At 72.1% G+C, this 21,449-nt stretch carries 15 protein-coding genes and 1 riboswitch; of the genes, 12 read left to right on the top strand and 3 right to left on the bottom strand.

The genetic code is table 11. The features are described from left to right. Nucleotides 1-2: 2 nt before the first annotated feature. Both ACH4S7_RS23005 and ACH4S7_RS23000 read left to right on the top strand, forming a co-directional pair. Nucleotides 3-1,163, top strand: coding sequence for a citrate synthase (locus tag ACH4S7_RS23005; protein WP_398523107.1), 1,161 nt, complete (start codon nt 3-5; stop codon nt 1,161-1,163). Nucleotides 1,164-1,175: 12 nt separating this feature from the next. Next, nucleotides 1,176-2,564, top strand: a complete 1,389-nt coding sequence (locus ACH4S7_RS23000) for a CobW family GTP-binding protein (RefSeq protein ID WP_398523106.1) — start codon at nt 1,176-1,178, stop codon at nt 2,562-2,564. A gap of 260 nt (nt 2,565-2,824) precedes the next feature. Here the strand turns inward: ACH4S7_RS23000 and ACH4S7_RS22995 are convergent, their stop codons facing one another. Further along, on the bottom strand, nt 2,825-5,302 hold the full coding sequence (locus tag ACH4S7_RS22995) for a DNA topoisomerase (ATP-hydrolyzing) subunit A (protein ID WP_398523105.1): 2,478 nt from the start codon (nt 5,300-5,302) through the stop codon (nt 2,825-2,827). 170 nt (nt 5,303-5,472) lie between these two features. Between ACH4S7_RS22995 and ACH4S7_RS22990 the strand changes: the two genes are divergently transcribed. The 4 genes from ACH4S7_RS22990 (at nt 5,473) to ACH4S7_RS22975 (ending at nt 10,409) form a co-directional block, all read left to right on the top strand. Beyond that, nucleotides 5,473-6,825, top strand: coding sequence for a M16 family metallopeptidase (locus tag ACH4S7_RS22990; protein ID WP_398523104.1), 1,353 nt, complete (start codon nt 5,473-5,475; stop codon nt 6,823-6,825). Nucleotides 6,826-6,851: 26 nt separating this feature from the next. Next, the gene (locus ACH4S7_RS22985) at nt 6,852-8,219 is read left to right on the top strand and encodes a M16 family metallopeptidase (RefSeq protein WP_398523188.1); all 1,368 of its coding nucleotides are present in this window, start codon (nt 6,852-6,854) and stop codon (nt 8,217-8,219) included. 214 nt (nt 8,220-8,433) lie between these two features. Beyond that, a riboswitch (cyclic di-AMP (ydaO/yuaA leader) is annotated at nt 8,434-8,594 on the top strand. Between the two features lie 12 nt (nt 8,595-8,606). Further along, nucleotides 8,607-9,392 carry a M23 family metallopeptidase gene (locus ACH4S7_RS22980; RefSeq protein WP_398523103.1) on the top strand — a complete coding sequence of 262 codons (786 nt, stop codon included), beginning with the start codon at nt 8,607-8,609 and terminating at the stop codon, nt 9,390-9,392. A 339-nt stretch (nt 9,393-9,731) separates the two neighbouring features. Then, nucleotides 9,732-10,409 carry a GntR family transcriptional regulator gene (locus ACH4S7_RS22975; RefSeq protein WP_398523102.1) on the top strand — a complete coding sequence of 226 codons (678 nt, stop codon included), beginning with the start codon at nt 9,732-9,734 and terminating at the stop codon, nt 10,407-10,409. Between the two features lie 475 nt (nt 10,410-10,884). Here the strand turns inward: ACH4S7_RS22975 and ACH4S7_RS22970 are convergent, their stop codons facing one another. Next, nucleotides 10,885-11,166: an HPr family phosphocarrier protein gene (locus tag ACH4S7_RS22970; RefSeq protein ID WP_398523101.1), complete on the bottom strand. Its 282-nt coding sequence runs from the start codon at nt 11,164-11,166 to the stop codon at nt 10,885-10,887. Between the two features lie 398 nt (nt 11,167-11,564). On the opposite strand from ACH4S7_RS22970, the gene ACH4S7_RS22965 reads away from it, so the two are divergent. The 4 genes from ACH4S7_RS22965 (at nt 11,565) to ACH4S7_RS22950 (ending at nt 17,196) form a co-directional block, all read left to right on the top strand. Further along, entirely contained in the window at nt 11,565-14,546 is a 2,982-nt protein-coding gene (locus ACH4S7_RS22965) for a GNAT family N-acetyltransferase (protein WP_398523100.1), read from the top strand. A 47-nt stretch (nt 14,547-14,593) separates the two neighbouring features. Next, nucleotides 14,594-15,187 carry a DUF5998 family protein gene (locus tag ACH4S7_RS22960; protein ID WP_398523099.1) on the top strand — a complete coding sequence of 198 codons (594 nt, stop codon included), beginning with the start codon at nt 14,594-14,596 and terminating at the stop codon, nt 15,185-15,187. Beyond that, complete coding sequence (locus ACH4S7_RS22955) at nt 15,187-16,389, top strand: alkaline phosphatase family protein (RefSeq protein ID WP_398523098.1); 1,203 nt, start codon at nt 15,187-15,189, stop codon at nt 16,387-16,389. The genes ACH4S7_RS22960 and ACH4S7_RS22955 overlap by 1 nt, the downstream gene beginning before the upstream one ends. Nucleotides 16,390-16,545: 156 nt before the next feature. Then, nucleotides 16,546-17,196 (top strand): thymidine kinase, encoded by a 651-nt coding sequence (locus ACH4S7_RS22950; protein ID WP_398523097.1) that lies wholly within the window; start codon nt 16,546-16,548, stop codon nt 17,194-17,196. Between the two features lie 351 nt (nt 17,197-17,547). On the opposite strand, the gene ACH4S7_RS22945 is transcribed toward ACH4S7_RS22950, so the two are convergent. Further along, entirely contained in the window at nt 17,548-18,327 is a 780-nt protein-coding gene (locus tag ACH4S7_RS22945; protein ID WP_398523096.1) for a VOC family protein, read from the bottom strand. A gap of 225 nt (nt 18,328-18,552) precedes the next feature. On the opposite strand from ACH4S7_RS22945, the gene ACH4S7_RS22940 reads away from it, so the two are divergent. Both ACH4S7_RS22940 and ACH4S7_RS22935 read left to right on the top strand, forming a co-directional pair. After that, nucleotides 18,553-19,383, top strand: a complete 831-nt coding sequence (locus ACH4S7_RS22940; RefSeq protein ID WP_398523095.1) for a sulfurtransferase — start codon at nt 18,553-18,555, stop codon at nt 19,381-19,383. A gap of 159 nt (nt 19,384-19,542) precedes the next feature. Next, nucleotides 19,543-21,339 (top strand): SDR family oxidoreductase, encoded by a 1,797-nt coding sequence (locus tag ACH4S7_RS22935; protein ID WP_398523094.1) that lies wholly within the window; start codon nt 19,543-19,545, stop codon nt 21,337-21,339. Nucleotides 21,340-21,449: the final 110 nt, after the last annotated feature.

Here is a 21,449-nt window from a genome sequence, read left to right as displayed (position 1 = left end):
CCATGCCCAGCACAGCCGAAGCAGCACCCCTCGACGTACCGCGCGGACTCGCGGGCGTCGTCGTCACCGAGACCGCCCTCGGCGACGTCCGAGGACGCGAGGGCTTTTACCACTACCGCCAGTTCTCGGCCGTCGAACTCGCGGAGAAGCGGGGGTTCGAGGACGTCTGGCACCTGATGTTCTACGGACGGCTGCCGGACCCCGCCGAACGGGCCGCGTTCCTCGCGCGGACCGCTGCGCTGCGCCTGCTGCCCGACGACGTTCGCGCGGCCCTGCCCGCCATCGCCCGCGCGGGCGCCGCCTCCGGTCCGCTCGCCGGACTGCGGACCGCGCTCTCCCTGCTGGGGGCGTCGGCCGGACTGCGCCCGGTGTACGACATCGATGCCGACGCCCGCCGCGCCGACGCCCTCGCCGCCTGCGCCGCCGTACCCACCCTGCTCACCGCGCTGTACCGGCTCGGCCGGGGGCTGGAGCCCGTCGAGCCGCGCGCGGACCTCCCGTACGCCGCCAACTACCTCCACATGCTCACCGGGACCGAGCCGGACCCCGTCAAGGCGCGGGCGATCGAGCGGTATCTCATCTCGACCATCGACCACGGCTTCAACGCGTCCACCTTCACCGGCCGGGTCATCGCCTCCACCGGGGCGGATGTCGTGGCCTGTCTGACCGGGGCGATCGGCGCGCTCTCCGGTCCGCTGCACGGCGGCGCGCCCAGCCGCGCCCTGGACACCCTCGACGCCATCGGCACTCCGGACCGCATCCAGCCCTGGATCAGGGAACGCGTCCTCGCCGGCGACCGGATCATGGGCTTCGGCCATCCCGTCTACCGCACCGAGGACCCGCGCTCGCGGATGCTGCGGTCCATCGCCGAGGGCTTCGGCGGTCCGCTGGTGGAGTTCGCGGTCCAGGTGGAGAAGGACGTGGTGGCGATCCTCGCCGAGCTGAAGCCGGGGCGCGAGCTGCACACCAATGTGGAGTTCTACGCCGGACTGGTCATGGAGCTGTGCGGGCTGCCGCGTGCGATGTTCACTCCGACGTTCTGCGCGGCCCGGGTGATCGGCTGGAGCGCGAATATCCTGGAGCAGTCGGCGGACTCGAAGATCATCCGTCCGGCGGCCCGCTATGTCGGCCCGCCACCGCCGCAGCCCGTACCCGCCGTCTGAGAGAGGCCCCCGGTGAGTCCGTCCCCCGGTCCCGGCAAGCAGATCCCCGTCATCGTCCTCGCGGGCTTCCTGGGATCGGGCAAGACCACCTTGCTCAATCATCTGCTCCGGGCCGGCCGGGGCACCCGGATCGGCGCGATCGTCAATGACTTCGGTTCGATCGAGATCGACGCCATGACCGTGGCCGGTCAGCTCGGCGACTCCACCGTCTCCCTCGGCAACGGCTGTCTGTGCTGTGCCGTCGACGCCAGTGAGCTGGACGTCTTCCTCGACAAGCTCGCCCGGCCCGCCGCCCGCCTCGATGTGATCGTCATCGAGGCCAGCGGCCTCGCCGAGCCGACCGAGCTCGTCCGGATGCTGTTGGCCAGCGAGAACGAGCGGATCGTGTACGGGGGGCTGGTCGAGGTCGTCGACGCCGCCGAGTTCGATGCCACCCGCGAGCGGCATCCCGAGATCGACCGGCATCTCGCCTTCGCTGATCTGGTGGTGCTCAACAAGACCGACCGGGTGGACGCGGAGCGGCTGGCGCGGCTGCGGGGCGCCCTCGGGGGAGCGGCGGCCGTGGTCGAGTCGGTGTACGGGCGGGTCGATCCGGAGCTGTTCTTCGACCGCCGGCCTGGGGTGGAGCGGGTCGGACAGCTCGCCTTCGAGGATCTGCTGGACGAGCTGGACGAGCTGGACGAGCTGGACGAGCTGGACGAGCTGGACGAGCTGGACGAGCTGGACGAGCTGGATGAGCTCGATGAGTCGGACGGACTGGACGGGCCGGATGACCTGGATCGCCCCGGCTCTGAGCACCGCCCCCGTGACCCCCACTCCGAGCATGACGGCGAGCACGACCACTGTCGGGATCGGGAGTGCGGGCACGGCCCGCGCCGTGGTGCGCGCGCCCATCTGCACACCGGGTACGAGAGTGTCGCGTTCACCGCGCGCGAGCCGCTGCATCCGCGCAGATTGCTGGAGTTCCTCGACTCCCGGCCGGCAGGGCTCTACCGGATCAAGGGCTTCATCGACTTCGGCGCGGCCGATCCGCGCAATCGGTACGCCGTCCACGCGGTCGGACGGTTTCTGCGCTTCTACCCCGAGCCCTGGCCGCGTGAGGCGGAGCGGCTCAGCCAGCTCGTGCTCATCGGCTCCGGTGTGGACGGGGCGGCGCTGCTCAAGGAACTCAACGCGGCCCGCACGGCCGGTCCGCAGGACACCCCGGACGAGCGGAGCCTCTGGGGTGTCCTGCGCTATGTGCCCGAGGTGCCGGATACCACCGGCGCGGTCGAGGAGGCCGCGACGATCGCGGTGACCGATGAGCCGGCGGGGGCCTTCGGCGGCCGGCCCGACCCCGACCCCGACTACGACCCCGACTGGGATCTCGACCATGACCCCGGCGTCGAGGACGCGGAGTAGCGGAGGCGGGCGCGCGGGACGAGCACGCCCCCGGCCGCGCAAGGGCCGGGACGAGCACGCCCCCGCCCCCGTACGGCCGGGCGGCCGAGGACACCCGGCACAGGACCCCCGCCCGTAGCGCCGTACGGCGGCGGGGTCTCGTGCCCGTACGGAGGCGCGGCGCCGTGTGCCGTACGGAGGCGGGATCCCGTGCCCGCACGGAGGCCGGAGGCAGGGTGCCGGGAGCCCCGAGAAGCGCCCGGCACCCCACCTTCGGGGGATCAGCTCGGCGGCCCCGCCAGGACCGCCACCGCCGACGCCAGCGGCAGGCCCGAGCCGTCCCGGCGCGGATCCGGCTCCGGCAGCTCGGCCGCCATGCCGTTCCGCTGCGCCGCCCGCGCCGGGGCCGCACCCGCCCAGGCCAGCAGCAGGACGTCCTCACCCTTGAGGAACCGCTGGCAGCGCACGCCCCCAGTGGCCCGACCCTTGCGCGGGTACTGGTCGAACGGGGTGAGCTTCGCCGTCGTGATCGAGTCGTCCAGCGCGCCGGTCGACCCCGCCGCCGTGAACACCACCGCGTCCGCGGCCGGGTCCACCGCCGTGAACGAGATCACCCGGGCGCCGTCCGTCAGCTTGATGCCGGCCATACCGCCGGCGGCCCGGCCCTGCGGCCGTACCTGCGCCGCCGGATACCGCAGCAACTGCGCGTCCGACGCGATGAAGACGAGATCCTCCTCGCCGGTCCGCAGCTCGGCGCCGCCGACGACCCGGTCCCCGTCCTTGAGGGAGATGACCTCCAACTCGTCCTTGTTCGCCGGATAGTCGGGCACCACCCGCTTCACGACGCCCTGGAGCGTGCCGAGCGCCAGACCGGGCGACGACTCGTCCAGCGTGGTGAGACAGATGACCGACTCATCCGTCTCCAGCGAGAGGAACTCCGCCAGCGGCGCCCCGCCCGAGAGATTCGGCGTGGCGGCGGTCTGCGGCAACTGCGGCAGGTCGATCACCGCCAGTCGCAGCAGCCGCCCGGCCGAGGTCACCGCCCCCACATCGCCGCGCGCGGTAGAGAGCACGGCCGAGACGATCAGATCGTGCTTGGCCCGCTTGCCGCCCGGCTCCGCCAGCGGCTCGCCCGTCGCCGTACGCGCCAGCAGGCCGGTGGAGGACAGCAGCACCCGGCACGGGTCGTCCGCGACCTCCAGCGCCACCGCTGCGAGCGGCGTCGAAGCCGACTCCAGCAGGACCGTGCGGCGCTCGGTGCCGAACTTCTTCGCCACCGCGGCGAGTTCGCCGGAGACCATCTTGCGCAACTCGGCGTCGGACTCCAGGATGCCGGTCAGCTCGTCGATCTCACCGGTGAGCCGGTCGCGCTCGCTCTCCAGCTCGATCCGGTCGAACTTGGTCAGCCGGCGCAGCGGGGTGTCCAGGATGTACTGCGTCTGGATGTCGCTGAGGCCGAACCGCTCGATCAGCCGCTCCTTGGCCTGCGCGGAATTCTCGCTGGACCGGATGAGCCGGATGACCTCGTCGATGTCGATGAGGGCGACGAGCAGGCCCTCGACCAGATGCAGCCGGTCGCGCCGCTTGCCGCGCCGGAACTCGCTGCGCCGCCGCACGACCTCGAAGCGGTGGTCGAGATAGACCTCCAGCAGCTCCTTCAGCCCGAGGGTGAGGGGCTGGCCGTCGACCAGGGCGACGTTGTTGATGCCGAAGGACTCCTCCATCGGCGTGAGCTTGTAGAGCTGCTCCAGCACGGCCTCGGGGATGAAGCCGTTCTTCACCTCGATGACGAGACGCAGGCCGTGGGCGCGGTCGGTGAGGTCCTTGACGTCCGCGATGCCCTGGAGCTTCTTCGAACCGACCAGGTCCTTGATCTTGGCGATCACCTTCTCCGGGCCGACGGTGAAGGGGAGTTCGGTGACGACGAGACCCTTGCGCCGGGGGGTGACGTCCTCCACGGCCACCGTGGCACGGATCTTGAAGGTGCCCCGGCCTGAGGCGTACGCGTCCTTCACGCCGGCGAGGCCCACGATCCGGCCACCGGTGGGCAGGTCGGGCCCCGGCACGAACCGCATCAGGGCCTCCAGGTCCGCGCCCGGATGCCGGATCAGATGGCGGGCCGCGGCGATGACTTCGCCCAGATTGTGCGGGGGCATATTGGTCGCCATCCCGACCGCGATCCCGGACGAGCCGTTGACCAGCAGATTCGGATAGGCGGCCGGGAGCGCGACGGGCTCCTTCTCCTGGCCGTCGTAGTTCGGTGTGAAATCGACGGTGTCCTCGTCGATCGACTCCGTCATCAGCGAGGTGGCGTCGGCCATCCGGCACTCGGTGTACCGCATCGCGGCGGGCGGGTCGTCGTTGCCCAGCGAACCGAAGTTCCCGTGGCCGTCGACCAGGGGGACGCGCATCGAGAACGGCTGGGCCATCCGCACCAGGGCGTCGTAGATCGACGCGTCACCGTGCGGATGCAGCTTGCCCATGACCTCGCCGACGACCCGGGCGCACTTCACATAGCCGCGGTCGGGGCGCAGTCCCATCTCGTTCATCTGATAGACGATGCGGCGCTGCACCGGCTTCATGCCGTCCCGGGCGTCGGGCAGGGCCCGGGAGTAGATCACCGAATAGGCGTATTCGAGGAAGGAGCCCTGCATCTCGTCAACGACGTCGATGTCGAGGATTCTCTCCTCGAAGTCTCCCCCGGACGGTGTCCGGGAGGGTCCACCAGGCGGCGGGGTTTTCGTGCTGCGGCGGGCCATCGAGGCTGCTGCTCCTTCACGTACCGGATCGGGAACTGACGCCGACCATTGTGGACCGTCCCACTGACAGGACCGACCGCGACCCGGGAACTTCGCCAGGTGTCAGCCCGCTTGCATACAGTGGCAGTGCTGGGAAGACACCCAACAGCATCGCGATCGAAGGGACGTACATGCCCATGGGTCACACGGCCACAGCGCAGGCCGGTTCAGGCGGCCTGACAGCGACGGAGCACCGGCTGGCCAATGGCCTGCGTGTGGTGCTCTCCGAGGACCACCTGACCCCGGTCGCCGCGGTCTGCCTCTGGTACGACGTGGGCTCGCGCCACGAGGTCAAGGGCCGTACCGGACTGGCCCACCTCTTCGAGCACCTGATGTTCCAGGGCTCGGGGCAGGTCAAGGGGAACGGCCACTTCGAGCTGGTGCAGGGCGCCGGTGGCTCGCTCAACGGCACCACCAGCTTCGAGCGCACCAACTACTTCGAGACGATGCCCACCCACCAGCTGGAGCTGGCGCTCTGGCTGGAGGCGGACCGGATGGGCTCGCTGCTCGCCGCCCTGGACGACGAGTCCATGGAAAACCAGCGGGACGTCGTCAAGAACGAGCGCCGCCAGCGCTACGACAACGTGCCGTACGGCACGGCGTTCGAGCGGCTGACCGCCCTCTCCTACCCGGAGGGCCACCCGTACCACCACACCCCGATCGGCTCGATGGCCGATCTGGACGCGGCGACCCTCGACGACGCCCGCGCCTTCTTCCGTACGTACTACGCCCCGAACAACGCCGTGATCTCGGTCGTCGGCGATATCGACCCGGAGCAGACGCTCGCCTGGATCGAGCGGTACTTCGGCTCCATCCCCGCCCACGACGGCAAGCAGCCGCCGCGCGACGGCTCCCTCCCGGAGGTCATCGGGAAGCAGCTCCGCGAGGTCGTGGAGGAGGATGTGCCCTCCCGCGCGCTGATGGCCGCCTACCGGCTGCCGCACGACGGCACCCGTGAGGCCGACGCCGCGGACCTGGCGCTCACCGTGCTCGGTGGCGGCGAGTCCTCCCGGCTGCACAACCGCCTGGTGCGCCGGGACCGTACGGCCGTCGGGGCCGGGTTCGGACTGCTGCGACTGGCCGGCGCGCCGTCGCTCGGGTGGCTGGACGTGAAGACCTCGGCCGGGGTGGAGATCCCGCAGATCGAGGCCGCCGTCGACGAGGAGCTGGCCCGGTTCGCCGAGGAGGGCCCCACGCCGGAGGAGATGGAGCGCGCCCAGGCACAGCTGGAGCGCGAGTGGCTTGACCGGCTGGGCACTGTCTCCGGCCGCGCCGACGAACTGTGCCGCTACGCGGTGCTGTTCGGTGACCCCCAGCTCGCGCTGACCGCAGTGGAGCGGGTCCTCGACGTCACCGCCGAAGAGGTGCGGGACGTCGCGCGGGCCCGACTGCGCCCCGACAACAGGGCGGTGCTGGTGTACGAGCCGGTCGCCGAGGCCGACGCGACCGAGCAGAGCGACGAGGAAGAAGGGGCGGACCAGTGACCGACGCCGTCGAGCCGTTGACCGCGATGCAGTTCCACCCGCAGCCGACCGCGGGGGAGGCCAGGCCGTGGGCGTTCCCCGCCCCCGAGCGCGGCACCCTGGACAACGGCCTGACCGTACTGCGCTGCCACCGTCCCGGCCAGCAGGTCGTGGCGGTCGAGATCTCCCTCGCCGCGCCCCTCGAAGCCGAGCCCGACGGTGTCGACGGAATCGCCACGATCATGTCGCGGGCCCTGTCCGAGGGCACCGACCAGCGCTCGGCCGAGGAGTTCGCGGCCGAGCTGGAGCGCTGTGGCGCCACCCTCGACTCGCACGCGGACCACCCCGGTGTGCGGGTCTCGCTTGAGGTGCCGGTCTCCCGGCTGCCCAAGGCGCTGGGGCTGCTCGCCGAGGCGCTGCGCGCGCCCGCCTTCCTCGACACCGAGATCGAGCGGCTGGTGCGCAACCGGCTGGACGAGATCCCCCACGAGCTGGCCAACCCCGGCCGCCGCGCGGGCATGGAGCTGTACAAGCACCTCTTCCCGTCCTCGCTGCGGATCTCCCGTCCCCGGCAGGGCACCGAGGAGACGGTCTCCCGGATCGACTCCAAGGCCGTACGGGCGTTCTTCGACGCCCATGTGCGGCCCGCCACCGCCACGGCGGTGATCGTCGGCGATCTCACCGGGGTCGACCTCGACGCCGTCCTCGCGGACACCCTCGGGGCCTGGACGGGCGACACCGCCGCGCCCCGCCCCGTACCGCCGATCACCGGCGACGACACGGGCCGCGTGATCATCGTGGACCGGCCGGGCGCGGTGCAGACCACGCTGCTGATCGGCCGGATCGGGCCGGACCGGCACGACCGGGTGTGGGCGGCCCAGGTGCTCGGCACCTACTGCCTCGGCGGCACCCTCACCTCCCGGCTGGACCGGGTGCTGCGGGAGGAGAAGGGCTACACCTACGGCGTACGGGCCTTCGGGCAGGTGCTGCGTTCCGCGCCCGACGGGTCGGGCGCCGCGCTGCTCGGCATCAGCGGTTCGGTGGACACGCCCAACACCGGTCCGGCGCTGGAGGACCTGTGGAAGGTGCTGCGCACGCTGGCGGCCGAGGGGCTCACCGACCCCGAGCGCGATGTCGCCGTGCAGAATCTGGTGGGGGTGGCCCCGCTGAAGTACGAGACGGCGGCCTCCGTCGCGGGCACGCTGGCCGACCAGGTCGAACAGCACCTCCCGGACGACTACCAGGCGCTGCTGTACCAGCGGTTGGCCGAGACGGGCACCGTGGAGGCGACGGCCGCGGTCGTCAACGCCTTCCCGCAGGACCGGTTGGTGACGGTGCTGGTGGGTGACGCGGCGCAGATCGCGGAGCCGGTCAGGGCCCTCGGGATCGGCGAAGTGACGGTCGTCACAGGCTGACTGACGCCGCCCCCGCTGGCGCCGCGGCGGCACGGGACTGTGGAACCCCGGCACCTGACGGTGTCGGGGTTCTGTCATATGACCGTTTTGGGTGTTAGTTGACCGTCTGGCCTGTGGCATGTCCAACAAAACCGGCCCGGTGTTTGGTGATCGAAAGTCGTGCCGCTTAGCGTCAGTGCGGCTGTTCGCCGGTCGTACGCCGCAACCGCGGCACGGACAGCCATCGCCGAATCCCCACGGGCGTGAGCCCGGGGAACCGGGGACCCAGTCCCTCTGGGGTGAATCGGACACCTTCGCACCACGCGGAGGGGCCCGTAGGAGACCTTCCTGCTCCGAACCCGTCAGCTAACCCGGTAGGCGAGAAGGAAGGAAAGGAACAGCCTCTTCATGGCGTTCGCCCGTTCCACCGGGAAACACCGTGCCCCGGGCCGTATGACGCGCAAGAGCGCGAGCATCGCCGGTGTCTGCACCCTCGCCACCACCGGCGTCGTCGGAACCCTCGCGTCCCCCGCGTTCGCCGCCGAGACCGGCACCACCGGGGTCGAGGACACCGGGATGACGCAGATCCTGACCGAGGAGATCCTCACCGCGGAGACCCTCGCCGCCGAGGTCGCCGACCAGGCCGCCGCCCAGAAGCAGGAGGCCGCCGACGCCGTCGCGCGGGCGAAGCGGATCGCGGACGAGGCCCAGCGCAAGGCCGAGGCCCGCGCCCAGGAGATCCGCGAGGCCAAGGAGCGCGCAGCGCGCGCCGCCGAGCGCGAGCGGCTCGCCTACCGGCTCCCGGTCGCGGGCTCCGGCGTCTCCACCGACTACGGCACCGGTGGCTCGCTCTGGTCCTCCGGTAGCCACTCCGGCATCGATTTCCACGCCTCCTCCGGCACCACCGTGATGGCCGTCGGCGCGGGCACCGTCGTGGAGGCCGGCTGGGGCGGCGCGTACGGCCAGAACGTCGTGCTGCGGATGCAGGACGGCTCGTACACGCAGTACGGGCACCTGTCGGCGGTCACCGTCGCCGTCGGGCAGAGCGTCATGCCGGGCGAGCGGATCGGCCTCGCGGGCTCGACGGGCAACTCCACCGGACCGCATCTGCACTTCGAGGCCCGTACCGGCGCCGAGTACGGGACGGACATCAATCCGGTCTCCTATCTGCGCGCCCACGGCGTGAAGGTCTGACACCCGCGCCCTGCACCGGCCGCCGCGCGCCCCCGCGCGACACCGCCCGCTCCGTACCGAGGACCCTGGCAGCTCCGCGCCGGGGTCCTCGGCCTTTCGTTGGGTTCGTTGGGTTTGTCGGGTCTGCGGGGTCGCCAGGTTTATCGGATCAGTCGGATCAGGTCGACCGGAATGTATCCATGGCCGGAAGAGGACTTCCCTGTCTATGGGGCTATGGGTCTATGAGTCTGTGGGGCTATGGGTGACCGTCCCTATCGGCAAACGCCGACCGTTGGCATAGAGTCGCCGAATGCGTTTCCAGTGACGGCGTTTCACGCGGATTACAGCGGAGGTTCGGTCATGCGCATTCCCGCGCAGTCGGTGAGTACGGCGATCCGCGACGACATCGTCTCCGGTGTGTTCCGACGCGGCGAGCGGCTCGCCGAGGAGCAACTGGCGCGGCGCTACGGAGTCTCCCGGGTTCCCGTGCGCGAGGCCCTGCGGACCCTGGAGGCGGAGGGCTTCGTCGTCACCCGGAGGCACGCCGGCGCCTGCGTCGCCGAACCCACCGAGCAGGACGCCGTCGACCTGCTGGAGGTCCGTGCCCTGCTGGAGCCGCTGGGGGCGGCGCGGGCCGCCGTGCGTCGGACCGAGGCTCATCTGAAGGTGCTGCGGGGCTTGGTGCGGCTGGCCCAGGACCGGGCGCGGCGAGGCCAGGGGGAGGACCTACGGGCGTTCGGCGGCTGGTTCCAGGAGACCCTCGCACATGCCTCCGGCAGCCCCGGGCTGACTGCACTGCTCACTCAGCTCCGGCACCGGATCGCCTGGATGTACGTCGTGGAGCCGTCGGCCGGGTCCGTTGAGTCCTGGGCGGAGCGCGGCGCGATCGTGGACGCGGTGGCGCGCGGGGACGCGGACCGGGCGCGGGCGCTGAGCGCGGCGCACGCCGCGCGGACGATGGGGGCGCACCGGTTGCGCACTCCCGACCCGGCGGTGGTTTCGCAACATGCCGTAAACACGAGGAGTGCCCGCCATTAACAGTCACGGCGTATACAAAGACGGTGTGCCGTTCGGCGGGGGGTATTCGTGGGTCGATCGTGAATGCGGGATGAATTCAACAGAATGCGGACGGGCGGGCGGGCGCGACCGTGATGCGATTCGCGTCGCCCGGATTCCGCTGAGGGATATTGTGGCGGCCCGCCCGGAATTCCTTGGGAGGGTGCGAAGGTGCGCGAGTCCGCCCGGGGGTGTCGGCGGGTGTGCGGGTACCCCGGTCGAGGGCACCGGCCGCGCCCTGTTCTCCCGGTGTGCCCCCGGATCGGGTGCGTACGGCGGGTGCGTCGGAAGTCTCCGCGGGCGCGGGTGCGGGACCGTCACCGCGGGCGGGGGTGCCCGTCCGTCACCGCGGTCGGCCGGGAACGCGACGGAGCCGCGGTGTGCCGGGAACACGACGGAGCCGCGGTCTCCCCACAGGGGTTCCGCGGCTCCGGGCGACCCGGGGTGAGGCGGTGGGTCAGACCGTCTCGGGGAGCTCGTTGAGGCCCTCGGCCACCAGCTTGGCCAGTCGGTCCAGAGCGGCGTCGGCACCGTCCGCGTCGGAGGCGAGCACGATCTCCTCGCCGCCCTGCGCGCCCAGGCCGAGCACGGCCAGCATCGAGGCGGCGTTGACCGGGTTGCCGTCGGACTTGGCGATCGTGACCGGCACGCCGGAAGCCGTCGCGGCACGGACGAAGATGGAAGCGGGTCGGGCGTGCAGGCCCTCGGCCCAGCCGACGTTGACGCGGCGCTCAGCCATTGTGTTGCCCCTCGGGTCTCAGCGGTCAAGACTTTCTGGTTGTCTAGACCAGTCTCTCATGGTGCGGCACCTCCCATGGTGCGGCACCGGGCGACCCCACGTCGGGGGGTACGGCAGGGTGCGGGGGAGTGGGGCGGGGTGTGGTGGGGGCACGGCGGAGTGACCTTCGGACCCCTGACCCCTGGCCCCCGACACTCGCACCGCGTGCGCGGGCGGCACGCGGTGCGGACGGTGTCGATGGGGTTTCCCGGTCCCGGCCGTGCGACGCCCGGACGGGCCCTTCGGCCCGCCCTGGTGGGGGAGCTTCGGCCCCGGAGGCGGGGCCGGCCGGCCCCGCCTCCGGATGTCCTGCCCCGGGCGGCCACCGCGACGCCCGGTCGCGCCGTACGCTTTCCGTTATGCGGACCCAGCCGGAGCATCCCTACCCCGATCACTGGGAAGCGGACGTGGTGCTGCGTGACGGGGGAACCGCACGCGTCAGACCCATCACCACCGAGGACGCCGAACGGCTCGTCAACTTCTACGAGCAGGTCTCGGACGAGTCGAAGTACTACCGCTTCTTCGCCCCCTACCCCCGGCTCTCCGCCAAGGACGTCCACCGTTTCACCCACCACGACTACGTGGACCGGGTGGGCCTCGCGGTCACCGTCGGCGGGGAATTCATCGCGACCGTCCGCTACGACCGGATCGACGGCCGGGGCCACCCGGCGAGCGCGCCCGCCGACGAGGCCGAGGTCGCCTTCCTCGTCCAGGACGCCCACCAGGGGCGCGGGATCGCCTCCGCGCTGCTCGAACACATCGCGGAGGTCGCCCGGGAGCGGGGCATCCGGAGGTTCGCGGCCGAGGTGCTGCCCGCCAACAACAAGATGATCAAGGTGTTCCGGGACGCCGGATACACCCAGCGGCGCAGCTTCGAGGACGGCTCGGTCCATCTGACGCTCGATCTCGAACCCACCGCCGAGTCCCTCGCCGTCCAGCGCGGCCGGGAACAGCGCGCCGAAGCGCGCTCCGTCCAGCGGCTGCTGGCGCCCGGCTCGGTGGCGGTCATCGGCGTCGGACGCGCGCCCGGCGGGGTCGGGCGGACGGTGCTCCGCAACCTCCTCGGCACGGGATACACCGGCCGCGCCTACGCGGTGAACCGCGCCTTCGGCGACGAGTGGCACGAGGTGGCGGGCGTACCGGCCTTCCGCTCCGTCGGTGAGATCGTCGCGGAGACGGGCGAGCCGGTCGATCTCGCGGTCGTCGCCGTGCCCGTCGAACGGGTGCCGGAGGTCGTGGCCGACTGCGGCGAGCACGGGGTGCGGGGACTCGTCGTCATCTCGGCCGGCTACGCGGAGAGCGGTGCGGACGGCCGGCGGCGCCAGCGGGAACTGGTGCGGCAGGCCCGCTCGTACGGGATGCGGATCATCGGCCCGAACTCGTTCGGGATCATCAGTACGGCCCCGGGGGTGCGGCTCAACGCATCACTCGCGCCGCACGCCCCGGAGCCCGGCCGGATCGGTCTCTTCACCCAGTCCGGGGCCATCGGCATCGCCCTGCTGTCGGGACTGCACCGGCGCGGAGCCGGCCTGTCGACGTTCATCTCCTCCGGGAACCGCGCGGACGTCTCCGGCAACGACTTCCTCCAGTACTGGTACGAGGACCCGGACACGGACGTCGCCCTGCTCTATCTGGAGTCGATCGGGAACCCCCGCAAGTTCAGCAGGCTGGCCCGGCGCACGGCGGCGGTGAAGCCCGTCGTGGTGGTGAAGGGGGCGCGCCACAGCGGGAGCGAGCCCCCGGGGCACGCGGTACCGGTCACCCGGATCCCGGACGCGGCGGTGGGCGCGCTGCTGCGCCAGGCCGGCGTGATCCGTGTCGACACGGTCACGGAGCTGATCGACGCCGGACTGTTGCTGGCCGGACAGCCGCTGCCGGCGGGGGGCCGGGTGGCGATCCTCGGCAACTCCGAATCGCTCGGGCTGCTGACGTACGACGCGTGTCTGGCGGAGGGGCTGCGCCCACTGCCCCCGCTCGATCTGACGACGGAGGCGACCCCGGCCGACTTCCGGAACGCGCTCGGCCGGGCGCTGGCCGATGACGGCTGCGACGCGGTGGTGGTGACCGCGATTCCCTGGGTGGGGGAGAACGGTGCCACGGAGTCGGGCGACGGCGAGGTCCTGGCGGCGGCGCTGCGGGAGGCGGCCGCGGGGTCCCCGGCGAAGCCGGTGGCGGTGGTCCATGTGGAACTGGGCGGACTGGCGAGCGCGCTCGCGGCCGTGAAGCCGGCGGCGAAGCCAGCGGTGCCGGGAGTGAAGGCGGGAACGCAGGCGGAGGCGGCGGCCCGCCGCGCCCCGGCCGCTCCCGAACGCCCACACCAGCCCCCCGGCCTCGGCACGGCCCCCGACTCCAGCACCGGCGGCACCGCCCCTTCGCCCGCCGGCCCTTCGTCCACCGCCCCTTCGTCCGCCGGCCGCTCCGGCGCCCCCGCCGCCGCCACCCCCGGCGGGGCCGAGGCGCCCCCGGCAGCCCCCGGCAGCCGTCGTATCCCCACCTACCCCGCCGCCGAGCGGGCCGTCCGGGCGCTCTCCCAGGCCGTCTCGTACGCCCAGTGGCGTCGGCACGCCGCCGAACCCGGCCGGGTGCCCGAGTACGACGACATCGACGAGAACGGCGCCGCCGCCCAGATCGAGCGGCTGCTCGGCAGTGGCGGCGGTGGCACCCTCCCCGCCGCCGACGCCCTTGAGCTGCTCGCCCGCTACGGGATCCTGGTGCGGCCCACCCTCCCCGCGCCGGACCCCGAAGCCGCCGTGCACGCGGCCGGCCTGCTCGGATACCCGGTGGCCCTCAAGACCACCGCCCCCCATCTGCGCCACCGCGCCGACCTCGGAGGCGTCCGGCTCGACCTCGCGGACGAGGCGCAGCTCCGGCAGGCGTACACCGAGCTGACCGACCTCCTCGGCAAACCCCTGGAGCTCCAGCCCGTCGTCCAGGCCATGGCGCCCCGGGGCGTCGACACCGTCGTCCGCGCCGTCATCGATCCCGCCGTCGGCGCCGTGCTCTCCTTCGGGCTCGCCGGAGCCGCGTCCGAGCTGCTCGGCGACACCTCCCACCGGCTCGTGCCCGCCACCGACCGCGACGCCGCCGAGCTGATCAGGGCCATCCGTACCGCCCCCCTGCTCTTCGGCTGGCGCGGCTCGTCGCCGGTGGACACTCCCGCCCTCGAAGAGCTGCTCCTGCGGGTATCACGACTCGTCGACGACCATCCGGAAGTGGTGGGAATCAGTCTTGAACCCGTCGTCGTGGCTCAGCACGGCCTCTCCGTGCTCGGCGCGTCCGTACGGCTGGCGCCCCCGGCCACCTTCACTGACCTGGGCCCGCGCCGACTGCCCAGCTACTGAGCCGGACTGAGCGCTCGACGCCCCGGAGGCCCCGTAGGATGGACCGTATGGCGAAGACCGGTACGACGACCCAGGGGCTGCGCGCGGCGATCGAGCGCAGCGGCTACTACCCGGCTCTCGTGGCCGAGGCGGTGGAGGCCGCTGTCGGTGGCGAGCAGATCGCGTCGTACCTCGTGCACCAGGAGACCACGTTCGACGCCAACGAGGTGCGTCGTCATGTCACGGTCCTCGTCCTCACCGGCAACCGCTTCATCGTCAGCCACACTGACGAGCAGGCCGCCGACTCCAGCTCCCCGACGCCGTACGCGACGACCTCCACCGAATCGGTCAAGCTCGGCCGGATCTCCTCCGTCGTCGTCAGCCGGGTCGTCGCCAATCCGGAGTCGTACACCCCCGGCACCCTGCCCCGCGAGGTCGTGCTCACCATCGGCTGGGGCGCGGTCGCGCGCCTCGACCTGGAGCCCGCTGCCTGTGGTGACCCCAACTGCGAGGCCGACCACGGCTACACCGGCAACTCCACCGCCGACGATCTGAGTCTGCGGGTCAGCGAGGCGGGTGACGGTCCGGACACCGTCCGGCAGACCCTCGCCTTCGCCCAGGCACTCTCCGAGGCGACCGCGGCCACCGGCACCACCCGCTGATGGTGCTGCCCGCGACGGCGGCCCTCTGGCCGGACGACCCCGAACCCCTCGCCGTCGAGACGGCACCCGTCCCCGAGTACGGCACCGGCTCGCTCGCCGATCTGCTGCCGACCCTCGCGGCCGGTCAGGGGGTGCCGGGCCTCACCGCCCGGATCGCCGAGTTGGCCCCGGCCGACCGGAACTGCGTCTTCCTGATCGACGGCCTCGGCTGGCAGCAGATCAAGGACCATCCCGACGAGGCCCCCTACCTCAACTCCCTGCTCCACACCTCGCGCGGCAACACCGGCCGGCCCATCACCGCGGGCTTCCCGGCCACCACGGCCACCTCGCTCGCCTCCGTCGGTACGGGACTGCCGCCGGGCACCCACGGACTGCCCGGCTACACCGTGCGCGATCCGGCGACCGGCGCGCTGATGAACCAGCTTCGGTGGAAGCCGTACACCGACCCACGGGTCTGGCAGCCGTATCCGACCGTCTTCCAGCTCGCCCACGCCGCCGGGGTGCACACCGCCCAGGTGTCGTCCCCCGCCTTCGCGCAGACGCCGCTCACCAAGGTCGCGCTGAGCGGCGGCGGATTCCACGGCAGGCTCAGCGGTGAGGAGCGGATGGACCTGACGGCCGCGCAACTCGCCGCCGGTGACCGTTCGCTGGTCTACACGTACTACAGCGAGGTCGACGGCAAGGGCCACCGCTTCGGTGTCGACTCCGATGCCTGGCGCGGTCAGCTCATGTATGTCGACCGGCTGGTCCGGCGTCTCGCCGAGCAACTGCCGCCCCGCTCGGCGCTCTACGTGACCGCCGACCACGGCATGATCGACATCCCCTTCGACGAGGAGTCGCGGATCGACTTCGACGAGGACTGGGAACTGCGCGCCGGAGTCGCCCTCCTGGGCGGCGAGGGCCGGGCCCGCCATGTGTACGCGGTCGAGGGCGCCGAGGCCGATGTGCTCACCGTCTGGCGCGAGGTGCTGGGCGACCGCTTCTGGGTGGCGAGCCGTGCGGAAGCCGTCGCGGCGGGTTGGTTCGGCCCGTCGGTGGACGAGCGGGTGCTCGGCCGTATCGGCGATGTGGTCGCCGCGGCCTGCGACGATGTGGTGATCACGGCCTCCGTCCGGGAGCCGAACGAATCGGCGATGGTCGGGATGCACGGCTCCATGACCCCGGTCGAGCAGCTCGTGCCGCTGATCGAGGTCCGCACCTAGAGGTCCGCTCCCAGAGATCAGTTCCCAGAGTCAGCTCCCGGGAAGCGCGTCCCTAGGCGTTCTTCTCGTTCCGCCGCCCGCCGTCCTCGTCTCCGCGTGGATCCCGTACGATCCCGTAGTTCCCCGAACCAGATGCCGAAAGGTCCTCAACCTCCCATGTCCGAACTGGCATTCTTCTCCGGGACCATGGACTGCGGGAAGAGCACTCTGGCCCTCCAGATCGGACACAACCGTTCGGCGCGCGGCCTCGCGGGTCTGATCTTCACCCGGGACGACCGGGCGGGCGAGGGCAAGCTCTCGTCTCGGCTGGGCCTGGTCACCGACGCGGTCGAGGCCCGCGAGGGCATGGACCTGTACGCGTATGTGGTCGACCACCTCTCGCGCGGCGGCCGGGCGGACTATGTGATCGCGGACGAGGCGCAGTTCCTCGCTCCGGAGCAGATCGACCAGCTCGCGCGGATCGTGGACGAGCTGGGTCTTGACGTCTTCGCCTTCGGCATCACCACGGACTTCCGTACCAAGCTGTTCCCCGGCTCACAGCGGCTGATCGAGCTGGCCGACCGGATAGAGGCGCTTCAGGTCGAGGCCCTCTGTTGGTGCGGTGCCCGCGCCACGCACAACGCCCGGACGGTGGGCGACGAGATGGTGGTCGAGGGTGAGCAGGTCGTCGTCGGGGATGTGAACCGGCTGGCGGGTGAGGTCGGTTACGAGGTGCTCTGCCGGCGCCATCATCAGCGCAGGGTGACCAGCGCTGTCGCGCGTGCGGGCGTCCTCTCGCCGGACGTGCTGCCGGTGACTCCCTCCTGACCCGCGGGTCGGTGGGGCGGTGGGATGGCGGCTCCGTCGGGGCGGCGGGTGAGTTTCACTGTCGGGCCGTCGGGCGGGGCGTGGCGCGGGCCGTTCCGTCGGATCGGTGGGCCGTCGGGCGGGGCGTGGCGGGCCGTGATGCTTGCCGGGCCTTCGGCAAGGTGGGCGGTTCGCGGTCGCGGGTCGGGTGCCCGGGACGGCGGTACGGCCAGGACGCCTTTGTCCTCGCCGGTCACACCACTGGTACGGGCATCGCCCGGTCGAACCCTGGACCCGTGCGGCGGTGGTTCCGGTGGAGGCCCGGATCGACCTGCCTTCCGGCGGCGGTGCCGGAATCGGGGCCGGGACGGGCTACCCGGGAGACCGGACGACGGTGAAGATCGCCCCCTCCGGGTCGGTGACCACCGCGATACGACCCTGGGGGCTCTCCTGGGGCGGCTTCAGCACCCGTCCGCCCAGCTCGGTCAGGCGTACCGCCACCCCGTCGGGGTCCTCGACCTCGAAGAAGGTCATCCAGTACGTGCCGCGGTCGCGGGGCAGCGACCGGCCGAACCCGCGCAGCGCGGCGACCGGCCGGTCTTCCAGGCGCAGGATCACATGGTCGGGGTCCGGACCGGCGTCGGGGTCGGCTGGCTCCGGCGTGAAGCCGAAGACCGTCTCGTAGAACTTGCCGACCGTCGCGGTCCCGGTCGTCAGTAGCTCGTGCCAGACCGGGGTGCCGGGCGTGCCGCGCACCGCGATACCGCTGTGGGCGGAGGGCTGCCACAGACCGAACACGGCGCCCGCCGGGTCGGTCACGATCGCCATCCGGCCCGCGTCCGCGGCGTCCAGCGGCCCCACGCCCACGGTGCCGCCGCTGCATCTGACCGACTCCGCGGTGGCGTCGGCGTCATCGGTGGCCAAATAGGGCGTCCACGCGATCGGTAGGTCCCGGTCGGCCGGCAGCCGGCCGATGCCCGCCACCTCCTTCCCGTCGAGCAGGGCACGGACATAGGGGCCGAGTTGCTGTGGCCCGGGTGAGAACTCCCATCCGAACAGTTCGCCGTAGAAAGCCTGGGTCGCGTCAAGGCCGTGCACCATCAAGCTCACCCAACAGGGTGTGCCGGGTGTGTGCCGAGTCGCCTCGGTCATCGTCACTCTCTCCTCGGACCATCGTGGTGGTCGTACCGGGGGGACGGGGCGTGCCGTGTGCGGAAGGCTCTACGCCCCGTGCGAATGCTTCCATCCCCCGGGCTTCAGTGCGCCCCGGCCGCGCCGTAATTGGCGGGTTCCCGTTGGGGAAATGCCTCGGTTGTCATGTTGATTCCGATATGGCGACATTATGGAACGCGTGGTCGCCGCGCAAAGATGACCTTTATGAACCCCATCATCTCCGCGAACGGCCTCGCGGACGCACTGGCCGGGCCGCACCCGCCGATTCTTCTCGATGTCCGCTACCGGCTCGGTGGCCCGCACGGCCGGCCGGAGTACGACGCCGGCCATCTGCCCGGAGCCGTCTTCGTCGACCTGGACGCGGAACTCGCTGCCCCACCGGGGTCCGGCGGCCGTCATCCGCTGCCGGACCCGGAGGTATTCGGCGCGGCGATGCGCCGGGCCGGGGTGTCGGCGGGCACGCCGGTAGTGGTGTACGACGCGGCCCAGGGTTGGGGCGCGGCACGGGCCTGGTGGCTGCTGCGCTGGACGGGCCACCGGGACGTACGGGTCCTCGACGGTGGGTTCGCGGCCTGGACCGGCCCGCTGGAGACCGCCACGCCCGCGCCTGAAGAGGGTGATTTCAAGCCCGTGCCGGGCGCACTGCCGCTGCTGACCGCCGACACCGCCGCCGACCTGGCACGTTCGGGGCTGCTGCTGGACGCGCGGGCGGCCGACCGGTACCGGGGCGAGGTCGAGCCGATCGACGCCGTGGCCGGTCATATTCCGGGGGCCGTGTCGGCGCCGACGACAGAGAACCTCGATCAGTCCGGGCGCTTCCTGCCGCCCGAGCGGCTGGCGGCCCGGTTCGCCGCGCTGGGCGCCGGTGACGGCAGCGGGGTGGTCGGCGTCTACTGCGGTTCGGGGGTCTCCGCCGCGCAGCAGGCCATCGCCCTGGAGCTGGCGGGGTTCACCCCGGCGCTGTACGCGGGCTCATGGTCGGAGTGGTCGCGGGACTCCTCGCGCCCGGTCGCCACCGGGCCGGAGCGCGGCTGACGGAGGTGCCCCCGCCCGGACGGACGGTGCCGCGGGAGGCGGCCGGTCGCACTCGACGCCAAGCTGGGACGGAGAGGCCGAGCTGGGCAGAAGAAGAGACACCGGAAGAGACACCGGAAGCAGCTCCGGGTGGCGAGACCGGGCGAGAAGGAGGCGGCCATGACGACGGGCGGACCGACGGGTGACGGATCCGCGGGTGGCTCATCCGCGGGGGACCGGTCAGCGGGCGACCCGCCCGCGGGCGAGCGGTCGGGCCGACCGTCCGGGGGATCGCCGGCCGGAGCGTCCGACGGACCGGCGACCGCCCCCGGCCCCGCCGCCGACGCCGAGACCGGAGCGGCGGCTGGAGCGGGGGTGGAGAAGGTGGCCGCCCCCGACGATCTGTCGGCGTACGACGGTGACCCGAGCCCCCCGCGCTGTCTGGTCACCGGCGCCACCGGATACATCGGCGGCCGGCTGGTGCCCGAACTGCTCGCGGCGGGTCACCCGGTGCGCTGTCTCGCCCGCTCCCCGGAGAAGCTCCGCGATCTACCGTGGTCGGGAGAGGTGGAGCAGGTCAAGGGCGATGTCCTGGACGCGGACTCCGTCCGAGCCGCGATGCGGGACATCGATGTCGCCTACTACCTGGTCCACGCCCTGGGCACCGGATCACGCTTCGAGGAGACCGACCGCCGCGCAGCCCGGGTCTTCGCCGAACAGGCACAGGCGGCCGGGGTGCGCCGGATCGTCTACCTCGGCGGTCTCACACCGTCGGACGTCCCCCGCGAGCGGCTCTCCCCGCATCTGCGCTCCCGGGCCGAGGTCGGCCAGATCCTCCTGGACTCCGCCGTCCCCACCACGGTCCTGCGTGCCGCCGTGATCATCGGTTCCGGTTCGGCCTCCTTCGAAATGCTGCGCTACCTCACCGAACGACTCCCGGTGATGGTGACACCGAGCTGGGTGCGGACCCGGATTCAGCCGATCGGCGTAAGGGACGTCCTGCGCTATCTCGTCGGCTCGGCCCGGATGCCGCAGGACGTGAACCGCGCCTTCGACATCGGCGGTCCGGATGTCATCACCTACCGGGACATGATGGTCGGCTACGCGGACATCGCCGGGCTGCGCAAGCGACTGATCGTGCCGGTCCCGGTGCTCACGCCCCGGCTGTCGAGCCACTGGGTCGGACTGATCACTCCCGTACCCCACTCGATCGCCCGGCCGCTCACCGAGTCATTGCGGTACGAGGTCGTCTGCGCCGAGCACGACATCGCGCGGTACGTCCCCGATCTGCCCGGCCGGCCGCTCGCCTTCCGGGCCGCCCTGCGGCTGGCGCTCCAGCGGGTCGGCGACGCGCAAGTCACCACGCGCTGGTCGTCGGCCTCGCCGCCGGGCGCGCCCAGCGATCCCCTGCCGACGGACCCGGACTGGGCGGGCGGGAGTCTCTACGCCGACCGGAGGGAGCTGGTCGTCGACGCCTCACCCGCCGCCCTGTGGCGGGTGATCGAGGGCATCGGCGGTGAGAACGGCTGGTACTCCTTCCCGCTGGCCTGGGCGGTACGGGGGTGGCTGGACCGGTTCGTCGGCGGTGTGGGTCTCCGGCGCGGCCGGCGCGACGCCCAACGCCTGCGGGTGGGGGACTCGCTGGACTTCTGGCGGGTGGAGGAGATCGACCCCGGGCGGCTGCTGCGGCTCCGGGCGGAGATGCGGCTGCCGGGGCTGGCCTGGCTGGAGATGTCTGTGGACGACGACGGACAGGGGCGGACCCGGTACCGGCAGCGCGCCCTGTTCCACCCGCGGGGGCTGCTGGGGCACGCCTACTGGTGGAGCGTGTCGCCGTTCCACGCGATCGTCTTCGGCGGGATGGCCCGCAATATCGCCCGTGCGGCGGGCGTCACGGCGGGCGTCACGGCGAGCGGGGAGAGCGTCGGAGAGGTGCCGACCGGGACGGCGGGCCGGCCACCGTCGGCGCCCCGCTGATCCGTGAGCCCCGCTGACCCGGGGGCTCACTGATCGGTGATTCCGGCTGATCCCGGGCCCCGCGGATCCGTGCGCCGCGCTGATCCCGGGGGCTCACTGATCGGTGAGCC

Source organism: Streptomyces sp. NPDC020965 (assembly GCF_044333555.1).
Classification (GTDB): Bacteria; Actinomycetota; Actinomycetes; order Streptomycetales; family Streptomycetaceae; genus Streptomyces.
Note: the sequence above shows the minus strand (reverse complement) of the source record. Positions and strands in the feature narration are given on the sequence as shown.